Below are 13,332 nucleotides of genomic sequence, written 5' to 3'. Positions count from 1 at the left end.
CGGCTCAGCTCCGGTAATCCGCGTTGATCGCGATATAGCCATGGGTCAGGTCGCAGGTCCAAACCGTCGCACGGCCGTCGCCGAGACCGATGTCGACGCCGATGTCGATCTCGCTGCCCTTGAGATGCGCTGCGACCGGGGTTTCGTCATAGCCCGTCACCGCCAGGCCATCGCGCGCGACCTGGGTTTCGCCGAAGCGGATCGACAGCCTGTCGCGCTCGGCGGGCTCGCCGGCCTTGCCGACCGCCATGACGACCCGGCCCCAATTGGCGTCCTCGCCGGCAATGGCCGTCTTCACCAACGGTGAATTGGCGATCGACAGGGCGATGACCCGTGCGCTGCGGTCGCTTTCGGCGCCGGTCACCTCGACGGTGATGAATTTCGATGCGCCTTCGCCGTCGCGCACCACGAGATGGGCGAGTTGCAGGCAGAGATCGGCCAGCGCCGCGCGGAAGGCGTCGGCACCGGCATCGTCGGGCGAGGTCAAAGGCGCATTGCCGGCCGATCCGGTGGCGAAGGCAAGCACGGTGTCGCTGGTCGAGGTATCGCTGTCGACGGTGATGCAGGAAAAGCTCTTCACATTCGCATCGGACAGCGCCGCCTGCAGGAAGGCGGGCTCGACCGCTGCATCGGTGAAGATGAAACCGAGCATCGTCGCCATGTCGGGCATGATCATGCCCGATCCCTTGATGATGCCGACCAGGTTGACCGTCCTGTCGCCGATCACGGCCCGCGTGACCGCCGCCTTGGCGAAGGTGTCGGTGGTCATGATCGTCGCGGCGGCGTCTTCCCAGCTGCAGGGATCGGCCTGGAAGGCGGCGTCGAGGCCGGCCTCGCTCTTGTCGATCGGCAGCGGCACGCCGATCACGCCGGTCGAGGCGACGAACACGTCCGAGGGCTGGCAACCGAGCCGCGTGGCGACGCGCGCGACGAGATTTTCCACTGCCTCGCGGCCGCGGTCGCCGGTGAAGGCGTTGGAATTGCCGGCATTGACCACCAGCGCGCGCGCCTGGCCGAGCACCAGCGCCTTGCGGCACCATTCCACCTCGGGCGACGGGCAGCGGCTCTGCGTCAGCACACCGGCCACCGCCGTACCCGGATCAAGCGTGACGAAGGTCAGGTCGCAGCGATCCCAGGTCTTGTAGCGCGCCCGGGCGATGCGCGGCGTGACGCCGGGAATCGCGGGCAGGACGGGGAAGCCTTCGGGCGCGAGCGGGGAGCGGGTGCTGGACATGCGCGCCCTCATAAGGCCCGCCGTGCGCCAGGCAAATGGCATGACCGTCAAAACCATGGCCTCGGTGCAATTCCCCTGTATCATCACCGGGATAGCGATGGAGGCGGCATGATCATCGGAGAAGGCAGGGGCATTACCCTCGCGGTGATGGCCATCGTGTTTACCCTGTTCCTGTTGCTGACCGTGGTCGTCGTAATGGGCTTCGAGGAATATGGCCCGAAACTCTGGTCCGTCCTCGGAGGCACCCGGCCGGAGCCGGCGCGGACGGTCGCCGACAGGAGAGCGGCGTCGATCGAAAACCGGGCCGAGGCGACCGAACCGAAGCTGCCCGACCGCTCGTTCATAGACTTCGGATCGATGCGGATGGAGAACCCGACGGCGCTGGTCAGGCGCGTGCCGCCGCCCGATCGCGCGCTCGCCGGGGCCAGGGCAACGTTCGAAACGAGCCCGGCTTCCTGGTTCGGCAGCGATGCCTATCCGGTCGAAGCGATACGCCAGAGTCAGCAAGGGCGAGTGGTGGCGAAACTCTCGATCGATCCGAGCGGATCGCCCACGGAATGCACCATCGCCACCAGCAGCCGTTCCAACAGCCTGGACGGGACGACCTGCTCGATCCTCATGGCGCATGCGACCTTCAAACCGGCACGGGATCGAAACGGCGTGGCGACCGTTGGCGACTACACGGTGCCCGTCCGCTGGGTATTGCCCGAGAATTGAACGGTCTTCTTCCATGAGCAATTGCTGGACGCCCGCACCGCGAGCCACTACATCGCACGCCGCAATGGAACTGCTTCTCATCCTCTCCGCACTGCTGAGCGCGCTGACCGGCGCGATTTCCGGCGTGCGGGCACCCGAGGTGCGGTTGCATCAGGCAGTGGTCGAGGCGTCGGCGGTCCAGGCCAGCGCACCGGCCGCCGCGCGCGTCGCGGCTCGGCCGATCGTCCAGGCTCTGCCGACGCTCGTCGCTGCCTCGTCCTTCGGCGTGAAGGCCGTCTTCGCGCTCGATACCGTCATTCCGCTCTATGCGGAGCGCCGTCGCGAATAGCGCGACCGCCTGATCCGGCTGCGGCCGGCTCCACTTGTCACGTTCATTCCGCCGCCCGGCACGACCCGGCGGCCATGCCTTTATAGATCGGGAATTCTCCATGCTCGGCGGCTTTGCCAAATCGCTTTTCGGTTCTTCGAACGACCGTTACGTCAAATCCCTCGGCACCATCGTCGCGAAGATCGCGGCGTTCGAGCCGACCATCTCGGCGATGACCGATGCCGAGCTCTCCAACCAGACGATCGTGTTCCGCGAGCGGCTGGCCAACGGCACCAAGCTCGACGATCTGCTGCCCGAAGCGTTCGCGACGGTGCGCGAGGCAGCGAAACGGACCCTGGGGCAGCGCCACTACGACGTGCAGATGGTCGGCGGCATCGTGCTCCACCGCGGCGAGATCGCCGAGATGCGTACCGGCGAGGGCAAGACGCTCGTCGCGACGCTCGCGACCTATCTCAACGCGCTGCCGGGCACCGGCGTGCATGTCGTCACCGTCAACGACTATCTCGCCGAGCGCGACGCGGGCTGGATGGGCCAGGTCTATCGCTTCCTCGGCCTCACCGTAGGGGTGATCATCCCGAACCTGACCGACCAGCAGCGCCGCGACGCCTATCATGCCGACATCACCTACGGCACGAATAACGAGTTCGGCTTCGACTATCTGCGCGACAACATGAAATATGAGCGCAGCTCGATGGTCCAGCGCGCCTTCAACTTCGCGATCGTCGACGAGGTCGACTCGATCCTGATCGACGAAGCCCGCACCCCGCTGATCATCTCCGGCCCGACCGACGACAAGTCCGACCTGTATCGCAGCGTCGACCTGGTCGTGAAGGAGCTCGATGCGATCGATTACGAGAAGGACGAAAAGCAGAAGTCGATCATCCTGACCGAGGATGGTACCGAGAAGGTCGAGCGCATGCTCGAAAAGGCCGGATTGCTCGAGGGCGCGAACCTCTATGATTTCGAGAACACCCAGGTCGTCCATCACCTGAACCAGGCGCTGCGCGCGAACATGATGTTCAAGCTCGACACCGATTACATCGTAAAGGACGGCAAGGTCATCATCATCGACGAGTTCACCGGCCGCATGATGGACGGCCGGCGTTGGTCGGATGGCCTGCACCAGGCGGTTGAGGCCAAGGAAGGCGTGCAGATCGAGCCCGAGAACCAGACCATGGCCTCGATCACCTTCCAGAATTATTTCCGCATGTACCCCAAGCTTTCGGGCATGACCGGCACTGCCGCGACCGAAGCGGCCGAATTCTACGACATCTACAAGATGAACGTCGTGACCATCCCGACGAACGTGCCGGTGCAGCGTGTCGACGAGGAAGATGAATTCTACAAGGACACCGCCGACAAGTTCCAGGCGATTGCCAAGAAGATCAAGCTGCACGCCGAAAAGGGCCAGCCGGTGCTGGTGGGTACGGTCTCGATCGAGAAGTCGGAGCTGCTCTCCGAGTTCCTGGTCAAGGAAGGCGTGAAGCACGAGGTGCTGAACGCGCGCCAGCATGAGCGCGAGGCGCATATCGTCGCGCAGGCTGGCCGCAAGAGCGTCGTCACCATCGCGACCAACATGGCGGGCCGCGGCACCGACATCCAGCTCGGCGGCAATTTCGAATTCCGCGTGAACGACGAACTCGCCGAGATACCCGAGGGCCCAGAGCGCGACGCCGCGATCGCCCGCATCAAGGAAGAGATCGCGGCCGAGAAGGCGGAGGTGCTCGCCGCGGGCGGCCTGTTCGTGCTCGGCACCGAGCGGCATGAGAGCCGCCGCATCGACAATCAGCTGCGCGGCCGTTCGGGCCGCCAGGGCGATCCGGGTCTCAGCCGCTTCTATCTCAGCCTCGATGACGATCTGCTGCGTATCTTCGGGCCGGACACGCTGTTCGCGCGCATGATGCGCTCCAACATCGGCGACGGCGAAGCGATCGGGTCGAAATGGCTCTCCAAGGCGATCGAGACCGCGCAGAAGAAGGTCGAAGCGCGCAACTACGACATCCGCAAGCAGGTCGTCGAATATGATGACGTGATGAACGACCAGCGCAAGGTCATCTACGAGCAGCGCGCCGACATCATGGATGCCGACACGGTCGGCGATGTCGTGCAGGACATGCGCACCGAACTGGTCAATTCGATCGTCGGCGAGGCCTGCCCGCCCAACTCCTATCCCGAGCAATGGGACGTCGAAGGCATGCGCGCGAAGCTCGCCGAGACGCTCGCGCTCGAAGTGCCGATCGACGACTGGCTGAAGGAAGAGGCGATCGATCCGGAGGTGGTCGAGGAGCGCGTCAGCCGGGCGGCCGATGCGATGGTCGACGAAAAGGCCAAGATGCTCGAGCCGGAACAATGGATCCAGGTCGAGAAGTCGATCCTGCTGCAGAATCTCGACCATCACTGGAAGGAGCATCTGGCGACGCTCGACGCGCTGCGCCAGGTCGTCCATCTGCGCGCCTATGCGCAGAAGACTCCGATCAACGAGTACAAGCAGGAAGCCTTTTCGCTGTTCGAGCGCATGCTCTCCAATATCCGCGAGGACGTGACCCGCACCATCGCGCATGCCCAGTTCCAGATCGAGGAGCGGCCGGCGCTGCCCGACCTGCCCGACTTCATCACGACGCATTTCGACCCGTTCAGCGGCGACGACGACAGCAGTGATTTCGATGCGGGCACGCGCGGTCTGCTGACCACGACCCTGCCGCCGCTGTCGATCCCGCGACCGATGGGCGACGAGGTCGGCGAAGATCCGGCTGAATGGGAAGGCAAGGTGAGCCGCAACGCACCATGTCCGTGCGGTTCGGGGCGCAAGTACAAGCATTGCCACGGCGCCGTCGGCGTCGCGTGAGAAAGAGGCTCCCCCGCTGATACGGGGGAGCCTTTCGCTTATTTGGGCATCACGATCGACGGGCCGAGATTGTTCATCACTTCGCGCGCGTCGAAGGCGCGGACATTGTCGCGCGGCTTGGGACCGCGGCCGAGCACGATCTCGGCATTGGCCTCATATTTGTCGACCGTGTTGATATCGACGCTGCGGTCCCAGAAGGGATCGCCCCAGAACGGATCCCAGCTGCGCCAGCCGAAGCCGCGGCCGCGATAGCGCCAGCTCGCGCCCCAATAGCCATAGGGTCCGGGGCCAAAGGCGCTCGGCGTGGTATAGGTGCGGGTCCGCTTGTCGGTGTCGCGATCGGCCAGGATGAAATAATCATAGCCGTGCTGCACCGTCAGCTCGGCCGAGCGGTAGAGCAGGTAACGCTCGACCGTATCGCGCGAGGTGTAGGTGTTGCCGGCGAAACTCACCGTGTAGCGGTTGGCCTCGATCATCCGGTCGCTATAGCCGGCGCGCGCGAAGCCCGTACCCGTTGCCGGGCGATAGGCGGTTTCGGTGGCGCAGCCAGCCGTCATCAAGGTTGCGGTGCCCAGCACTGCGAGAAGTGCGGCCCGCGAGGTTCCTGTCTTCATTTTCTTCCTCCAGCACGTTCCGATGCGACAAAGCGTGCTGCATCGGCCGTCAAATGTGGAACGTACGACTCAGCCCAAGTGTCCGTGACAAAGGCTTCAGACGATCGTCATCGATCGATGATGGCCAAAAGCTGAACCGCTGCGCCGGACCGGACGTGCCCGGCACCACAAAGAAAAGACGCCGACAGACCCTTCGATCCGTAAACTTAGCTATTGAGCTAAGTGATGGCTCGTGATACTTAGCCTTATGGAACAGTATCACGCGCAGCTGAACACCGTCTTCCAGGCGCTTGCCGATCCGACCCGCCGCGCGGTGATCGGGCGGCTGGGCAGGGGGCCGGCCAGCATCAGCGAGCTGGCGCAGCCGTTCGACATGGCGCTGCCGTCCTTCATGAAACACATCCACCTGCTCGAGGAGAGCGGCTGGATCCGGACCCGCAAACAGGGCCGGGTGCGCACCTGTTCGATCGAGAAGGCGACCTTCGCCGCGATCGACGACTGGCTCGCCGATCAGCGCGCGCTTTGGGAGGAGCGCACCGACCGGCTCGAACAGTTCGTCACCAACCAGCAAGAGGATGCCCAATGACGCCCGCGTTCAACCCCGAACTCGACCTCACCATATCGCGAATCATCAAGGCCCGGCGATCTGCCCTGTGGAGCGCCTGGACCGACCCGGCGAAGTTCGAGAAATGGTGGATTCCCGAACCGGCCCTCTGCCAGGTCGCGGACATGGACCTGCGTCCCGGCGGTGCGTTCGTGACCCGGATCAGCGAGGATGGAGGTGCCTTCGGACCGCATGTGAGCGGCTGTTTCCTCGCGGTCGACCCCCAGGAGCGCATCGTCTTCACCAACGCGTTGCTCGGCGGTTGGCGGCCGGCGGAAAACCCCTTCATGACGGCGATCATCACCTTCAAGGATCATCCGCTCGGCACCGACTATTCCGCCCATGTCATGCATCGGAACAATGCCGATCGGACCATGCACCTGAATCTGGGCTTCAATGATGGCTGGGGCACCGTGATGGGGCAGCTCGCGACATTCGTCGAATAGACTTCAACACACACAAGGACGCTGCCCATGCGCAAGATCATTCTGCAGATGATGACGACCCTCAATGGCCGCCTGGATGACCCGATGGCCTGGCTTTCCGGGGTCGCGGACGACCAGTATCGGGAGATCGACCGGATCTATGCCGGATACGATACCGTTCTCGTCGGACGGACGACCTATGAGGAGATGGCCGCCTATTGGCCGGGCGCGCTTTCCGACGATGTCGGGACCGAGACCAACCGGGCGATGGCGCAGCGGATGAACGACTATCGCAAGATCGTCTTCTCGCGGTCCGGCAGCGCCGCGCTGACGCCCTGGAACAATGTGGAACCGGTCGTGGCGGCCACGGACGCCGATCTCGCGGCGTATCTGAAGAATCTGAAGGCGCAGCCCGGAGGCGATATCCATGTGTCGGGCGGCGCCAGTTTCGCGCAATCGGTCGTCGCGTTGGACCTGGTCGATGAGTTCTACTTCTTCACCTACCCGATCGTGTCGCCCGGCGAGTCCTGGTTCTCGACGCTGACCGAGAAGCGCGATCTGCAACTGATGGGAATTCGCGCTTTCGAGCACGGCGTGGTGGGAACGCATCACGTATCGCATGCCGCTGCAGATCTGCCCCGTCCCGCGAGCTTCACCGAGATGTTGCGATAGGGACGATTCCACCGCGCAACGCCGAGCCGATTAGTCCGAAAAAACCCTGACTCGCCTTGCTCTTCGCACTGTTCCATTCGGGGTGCCATTGCACGGCCACGACGTCGCCGCCGCAGGGCCGTGCGGAGAAGGCTTCGATCAAGCCATCGTCAACCGCCAGAGCTTCGATCTCCAGGCCCGTGCCGAGGCGATCGATGCCCTGGCGGTGCACCGAGTTCACCTTGAGCCGGCGCGCGCCTGCGGCACTGGCGAGCACGCCGCCATCGACGAGCCTCACATCGTGGCAATGCTCGAACAATTGCTCGAACGACAGCGTGTCCTCATCGCCGTGATGCGTCCCGCCGCCGAGTTCCGCCGTCAAGGTGCCCCCGAAAAGCACATTGAGTTCCTGCAGCCCACGGCAGATGCCGAAGACGGGCTTGCCATGCTCGATCATATGCCCGGCGAGCGCGAAGGCGACCTGATCGCGCTCCTCGTCCACGCGATCTTCAGCGCAGGGGGTTGCGCCGTAGCGCATCGGCGCGACGTTCGAGCGCGAGCCGGTGAGCAGCAGCCCATCCAGACGATCGGTCAACGAGGCCGCATCGAGCACGTCGATCAGCGCCGGGACGAGCAGCACCGTCGCGCCGGAAATCCGCGAGAGGGGTTCGATGAAGCGGCTGGCCACCGCCTGAATGGGACGCTCGGCGATCTCGTTGCAGCACAGCACCCCGATGACGGGCTTGCTCGGCCTGGCGGGCCCGCGCGGAAAAAAGGGTGCGCTCACGGGGCGAGACCGGCAGGGCGTGTGGCAGCGCGCATCGGCCTGATCGCAGATACCTGTTCGAGCAGCCTCAGGACCATCCAATGCCTCCAACGTCCGACGCGATATCCGCCTTGAGACGATAACCCCCTAATTGAGTAGGCATTAGGAAGAAAATATGCCCGAGGGCAAACCGCACGTTGAGGCGGTCTGGATTTGCGACGTGTCGATCAGGCAGGGCAAGCCGCTCAGCGCTTCCACAGATATCCTGTACAACCCTTTAAAATACTATATTCAGCGTTCTGCGAAGGGGATGAGACATGGGCGGGTGGCGAGTGCTTTCCGCGACATGGGGCATGATGAATCGCGCTCGATGGAAGTATTGAAGTCGATTCGTCCGGGACACAAGCCTTTCGGCGCTGCCGGAATGGCGTTTCAGCATGGCCTTGCCGAGGGCTGAAGGGAATAGTTCGACAGTGGATTGGGCGCCTTTCTTGGCTTGCACGCGAAACGATACCGGCATCCATGGGGTCGAGCGCATCGCGATAGGCGGCTATTGTGCCAAGGGTACGGTATCGCACTTGCCGAACGGGTCGGGATGGGCGTCAGAACGGGGCGTTTCGCGGCAGGGGCGGCGGATTGCCGGAAGAGGAAAAGAATAATCGTGGCATCGACGAAGACCACTGGCGTTCGGCAGGCGCGCCAGGGCGAACAGGTCAGGCAGGATGGGCAGGCCAGGCAGGGAGGGCGGTCGGCGCGAACCAGGGCCAGGATCGCGGATGCGGTCATCACCGTGCTTGCCGATGCCGGATCGAGCCGGCTGACTCATCGTCTCGTGGCCGCCGCGGCGGGCGTATCGCTTGCCGCCACGACCTATCACTATGCCACGAAGCGCGACATGATCGCGGACGCGGCCAGCCGGCTGCTCGACGGCTATGCCCGGTCCTTCCGGCGCGCTGCCGAGCGGCAGCGGCGCGGTGACGGCGTCGCGACCGATCTGAACGGGTTCGCGGCGAGGCTCCTGATCAACGCCACCGGCCGCCATCGCAAATACGCCCTCGCCTGGTGCGAGATCATGCTCGATGCCGCCCGCAGCGCGGAGGGGCATGCGCTCGCGGATAGCTGGTTTCGCGAGTTGCTCGAGGTGTGGGGCGATCTCGCCGGCGCGATGCCGGGCGAGCGCGGCGACCATGCGGTCGAGTCGGCGATCGATACGATGATCGGCCTGTTGTTCATCACGTTGCCGCTGGATTTGACCTCGGCGCGATTGCGCGCCGTGCTCAGCGGCGGCGGCGATCCCGCCAGCGAATGGGCCCCGCCCGGCGCACCGCCGGTCATCGCCATGCCGTCGCCGACTCGCCGGACCAACAAGGCCCGGGAGACGCGGGAGCGGATCCTGGGCGGCGCGATCGACGTGCTTATCGCTCAGGGCGCGGGCGCCATCACCTACAACGCCGTGGCCGCCCAGAGCGCGCTGACTACCGCGGCGCCGGCCTATCATTTCGGATCGATCGAAGGGTTGCTCAAGGCGGCCGAAGCCGAACTCTTCGCGCGCTCCAAGGGGCGGTATCGCGACATGGTGACGTCGGCGCAGGTGACGGGCGAACCCCTGGATGTGCTGGCCGACCTGACCGCCGCGGTGTTCGTCCGCGAAGTCACTCAGCATGGCCGGGCCGCGATCGCCATCTATTCGATCGGCCTCGAATCGTCGCGGCGACTCGAGCTGCGGCCAGCGGTGTGGGGCGTCATCATGGACCAGACCAAGGCGTGGAAGCGCCGGCTTGAATTGCTGGTCCCTGAGGCCGGTCAACTCGCGGCGATGCGGATGCAGGCCGTCTTCATCGGCAAGCAGGTTCGCGCTCTCTCCACCGGCTCCCCGCTGGCGCATCTCGCCCTTGCCCGGGGCGAGTTCAGGAGTGCGATCATCGCGAATACCATATAACGGTACATTCTTTTAAAAATATTGACGGGCGCGTTTCGAACTCGTACTGCCCCATCACGCAAGCCGTCGAAGAACGGTCTGTGTCTGGGGAAGCGACGGCCAGTGCCTCGCCAGCCTCCAGTCGGATCAAGCGCCCGCCAGCGGCGCATCGGGGAGGATGAGATGAGGGGCGATTTTTCAGCTTTTGGATTTCGGTCGCTGCGCCTGGGCGTTTCGATTGCGGCGCTGACCAGCGGGCTGGCCTGGGCAGGCCTGGCGCAGGCTCAGACGACTCCGCTGACCGTGGCACAGATCAATTCGGTCCCGAACGAGTCGACTGACCTCCCAGATCCGGCCGAAGCCGCCGAGGGCCCTGATATCGTCGTCACGGGTACGTTGCTGCGCGGCGTTGCCCCCACTGGCACCAACGTCATCGCCGTGACCCGGGACGATGTGCTCGTCAGTGGCGCCGCGTCGTCGAACGACCTGCTCGCCTCGATCCCGCAGGTCGGCAATTTCGGAACGGTTCCGGTCGGCTCGGCGAGCTTCGCCATTCCGGTGGTGCGGCCCAATATCCGCAACCTCGGCTCTTCGGGCGGCGTGACCACCCTGGTACTGGTCAACGGTCACCGCATGGTCGGCGCCGGCGTTCTCCAGACGACATTCGATCCGTCGGCGATCCCGCCGGACATCATCGAACGCGTCGAGGTCGTGCCCGACGGTGGATCGGCGATCTATGGCTCGGATGCGATCGGCGGCGTGATCAACTTCATCACCCGCAAGCGCTTCAACGGTGTCGGCGCCAGCGCCCGGTACAGCTTCGGCGACGATTATCAGGGCGTGGACGGCAATGTGACGGTCGGGCGCGACTGGGGCAGCGGATCGCTCTTTGTGTCTTATGCCTATGCCTGGCACGACAATATCCTCGGCATCGACCGGGACTATGTCACGGCCGACAACCGGGCGAAGGGCGGCACCGATTTCCGCACCACCACCTGCGCGCCGGGCACGATCACCGCCGCGGGCGTCAGCTATGCCTTGCCGGGTCTTTTGCCCAACACGAGCAATCTCTGCGACAGCAACGACTATGCCGATATCTATCCGCGCGAGCGGCGGCATTCGGTCTATGCCAGCCTGACCCAGAAGCTGAGCGACAGCGTCAATTTCGACATGTCGGCCTATTGGTCGCGGCGCGACACGACGACGCTCAGCTCGCAATCGGGCTTCACGGGCAACATCCTCTTCACCAACCCCTATTTCCGCCCGATCGGCCTCTCGCCGATCCAGGGCATTGCGCTGTCCTTCGCCGATGTCTTCGGCAAGAGCGCGACCAGCAAGGCGCGGTTCGATTCCTATGGTGTGACGCCGAGCATCTCGATCGGCCTTGGCGGCAACTGGCAGCTCCGCGCGATGGCGAATTTCGGCGAGAGCTACAATCTGGTGCGCGAGCAGACGATCAACTCGACCGCGGCCACTCTGGCGCTGGCGGGCACGACGACCGCGACCGCGCTCAATCCCTATAATCTGTCGGCGACCAACCCGGCCGTGTTGGCGACGATCGCCGATTTCGAGAATTTCGGCGATGCCACCCAGGCGCTGGCGGAAGGGCGGCTGATCCTGGACGGCTCGCTGGCCAGCCTGCCCGGCGGCGATATCCGGCTCGCGGTCGGCGCCGAATATCATTACGAGCAGCTCGATTCCCGCATCGCGCAGGACCGGCGCAACGTCTTCACCAACGCAATCAATTCGTCGGCCAATCGCGATGTGAAATCGGCCTATGCCGAATTGCTGATCCCGATCTTCGGGGCCGGCAATGGCGGTCCGGGCATGCGCAGCCTGCAAGTCTCGGGCTCGGTCCGCCATGACGATTACAGCGACGTCGGCGGTACGACCAATCCGAAGGTCGGCATCACCTACAAGCCGTTCGAGGATTTCACCCTGCGCGGCAATTACGGGACCTCGTTCCATGCGGCGAGCCTTGCCGACACGACGAGCACGGCTGACTCACGCGTTCAGGTCTTCCTGTTCAGTCCCTATCGCGCGGCCAACAGCTCGCCGCTCGACATCCTGCGGCCGATGATCGTTATCGCTGGCGGCAATCCCGATCTGCGGCCGGAAAAGGCGGACACCTGGTCGGTCGGTTTCGACTGGGTGCCCAGGGCTGTGCCTGGCCTGGTTGCCAGCGCAACCTATTGGAACGTGAAGTTCACTGACTCGATCTCGGTACCGCCGATCACCTCGCCGGTGCTTTATTCCGACCCGAACTATGCCAGCTACTACATCCTGAGCCCAACCCTGGCCCAGGCGCAGGCGGCGGCGGGCAATCTCATCGTCACCGGCGCACCCAGTCTCGCCAGCCTCTATGCCGGTGGCACGATACCCTATGTGCTGTTCAATGCGCGGCGTACCAATCTCGGGTCGGTCCATACCGACGGCATCGATTTCAATGTCGGCTATGTACATGACACGGGCTTCGGGTCGATCAACGCGACCGTCTCCGGCACCTATACGCTCAACCGCAAATCCTCCGCGGTGGCGGGCGGGCCGTTCAGCGACAATCTGAAGAACGGCGTCGGGCGCACGGCCCTTGCCGCGGGCATCGGCGCGCGTGTCGGCGACCTCACCGGACGGGCGACGCTGAACTATCGGGGTGGATATCCCATCCTCGGCATTCCGTCGCAGCCCCATGTCTCCTCGTTCAAGACCGTCGATCTGTTCTTCAGCTACGATCTCGGCAGCCTGCTCAAGAACAGCTTGCTGACGCTCAATGTCGACAATGTCTTCGATCAGGACCCGCCCTACCTTAACAGCGCCAGCGGCTATACCAATGGTAGCACGCTCGGGCGGGTGGTCTCGGTCGGTGTCCGCACCAAATTCTAGGGAGAAGGTTTTGCCGCTTCCGTCGATTCAACCCAGGCGCGATCTCTGCTGAAATCCATCGGAACCCCTCGGCCCGTCTCCTCCAGAGGCGGGTCGGGGCGGTGATTGAGCGAAAGACGAAATTAAGGCCCTCTCACATTATGCAAGTAACAGGTCACTATAGCCAAAGCACGGATCGGGCCTGTTCGGCGCGAACTATGGCTATTGGTGCAGACAGAGGGGAAGACGACTCAGAAATTGCTGTTGGGGACTCGAAGAAGAGTCGTCGAAAAAATAGCGTAAACCGACTCTCACATTCGGTCGAATTCACGCCCTTTTTCCACAACCCTGTGCCATCTCCAACACCTGTT

General features: G+C 64.0%; 12 protein-coding genes. 9 read left to right on the top strand and 3 right to left on the bottom strand.

Translation table 11 applies throughout. The features are described from left to right. Positions 1-4: 4 nt before the first annotated feature. On the bottom strand, positions 5-1,234 hold the full coding sequence (gene argJ / locus AC1RT8_RS02400) for a bifunctional glutamate N-acetyltransferase/amino-acid acetyltransferase ArgJ (RefSeq protein ID WP_493074000.1): 1,230 nt from the start codon (positions 1,232-1,234) through the stop codon (positions 5-7). Between the two features lie 108 nt (positions 1,235-1,342). Between argJ and AC1RT8_RS02395 the strand changes: the two genes are divergently transcribed. The 3 genes from AC1RT8_RS02395 to secA all read left to right on the top strand — a co-directional run bounded on the left by AC1RT8_RS02395 (position 1,343) and on the right by secA (position 5,124). Continuing rightward, entirely contained in the window at positions 1,343-1,951 is a 609-nt protein-coding gene (locus tag AC1RT8_RS02395) for an energy transducer TonB (protein ID WP_493073999.1), read from the top strand. Positions 1,952-2,015: 64 nt separating this feature from the next. Further along, complete coding sequence (locus AC1RT8_RS02390) at positions 2,016-2,279, top strand: hypothetical protein (protein WP_493073998.1); 264 nt, start codon at positions 2,016-2,018, stop codon at positions 2,277-2,279. Positions 2,280-2,379: 100 nt separating this feature from the next. Continuing rightward, the gene (gene secA / locus AC1RT8_RS02385; protein WP_493073997.1) at positions 2,380-5,124 is read left to right on the top strand and encodes a preprotein translocase subunit SecA; all 2,745 of its coding nucleotides are present in this window, start codon (positions 2,380-2,382) and stop codon (positions 5,122-5,124) included. Between the two features lie 38 nt (positions 5,125-5,162). Here secA and AC1RT8_RS02380 read toward each other — a convergent pair whose 3' ends face one another. Beyond that, positions 5,163-5,738, bottom strand: a complete 576-nt coding sequence (locus tag AC1RT8_RS02380) for a CC0125/CC1285 family lipoprotein (protein WP_493073996.1) — start codon at positions 5,736-5,738, stop codon at positions 5,163-5,165. A 247-nt stretch (positions 5,739-5,985) separates the two neighbouring features. Here AC1RT8_RS02380 and AC1RT8_RS02375 point away from each other — a divergent pair, with 247 nt between their 5' ends. From AC1RT8_RS02375 to AC1RT8_RS02365, 3 genes are read left to right on the top strand one after another with little or no spacing between them, the layout of a single operon-like run. Beyond that, the gene (locus AC1RT8_RS02375; protein WP_493073995.1) at positions 5,986-6,324 is read left to right on the top strand and encodes an ArsR/SmtB family transcription factor; all 339 of its coding nucleotides are present in this window, start codon (positions 5,986-5,988) and stop codon (positions 6,322-6,324) included. Continuing rightward, positions 6,321-6,788: an SRPBCC family protein gene (locus tag AC1RT8_RS02370; RefSeq protein WP_493073994.1), complete on the top strand. Its 468-nt coding sequence runs from the start codon at positions 6,321-6,323 to the stop codon at positions 6,786-6,788. The genes AC1RT8_RS02375 and AC1RT8_RS02370 overlap by 4 nt, the downstream gene beginning before the upstream one ends. Positions 6,789-6,815: 27 nt before the next feature. Continuing rightward, entirely contained in the window at positions 6,816-7,439 is a 624-nt protein-coding gene (locus AC1RT8_RS02365) for a dihydrofolate reductase family protein (protein WP_493073993.1), read from the top strand. On the opposite strand, the gene AC1RT8_RS02360 is transcribed toward AC1RT8_RS02365, so the two are convergent. Beyond that, positions 7,420-8,295, bottom strand: a complete 876-nt coding sequence (locus AC1RT8_RS02360) for a gamma-glutamyl-gamma-aminobutyrate hydrolase family protein (protein WP_493073992.1) — start codon at positions 8,293-8,295, stop codon at positions 7,420-7,422. The genes AC1RT8_RS02365 and AC1RT8_RS02360 overlap by 20 nt on opposite strands. A gap of 64 nt (positions 8,296-8,359) precedes the next feature. Between AC1RT8_RS02360 and AC1RT8_RS02355 the strand changes: the two genes are divergently transcribed. The 3 genes from AC1RT8_RS02355 to AC1RT8_RS02345 all read left to right on the top strand — a co-directional run bounded on the left by AC1RT8_RS02355 (position 8,360) and on the right by AC1RT8_RS02345 (position 12,982). Then, positions 8,360-8,641 (top strand): hypothetical protein, encoded by a 282-nt coding sequence (locus AC1RT8_RS02355; RefSeq protein ID WP_493073991.1) that lies wholly within the window; start codon positions 8,360-8,362, stop codon positions 8,639-8,641. A 204-nt stretch (positions 8,642-8,845) separates the two neighbouring features. Beyond that, complete coding sequence (locus AC1RT8_RS02350; RefSeq protein WP_493073990.1) at positions 8,846-10,123, top strand: hypothetical protein; 1,278 nt, start codon at positions 8,846-8,848, stop codon at positions 10,121-10,123. 162 nt (positions 10,124-10,285) lie between these two features. Next, positions 10,286-12,982: a TonB-dependent receptor domain-containing protein gene (locus AC1RT8_RS02345; RefSeq protein WP_493073989.1), complete on the top strand. Its 2,697-nt coding sequence runs from the start codon at positions 10,286-10,288 to the stop codon at positions 12,980-12,982. The last annotated feature ends 350 nt before the right edge of the window (positions 12,983-13,332 follow it).

This window comes from Sphingomonas sp. GW821-FHT10F11 (assembly GCF_058809095.1).
This window is presented reverse-complemented; position numbering and strand designations above follow the sequence as displayed.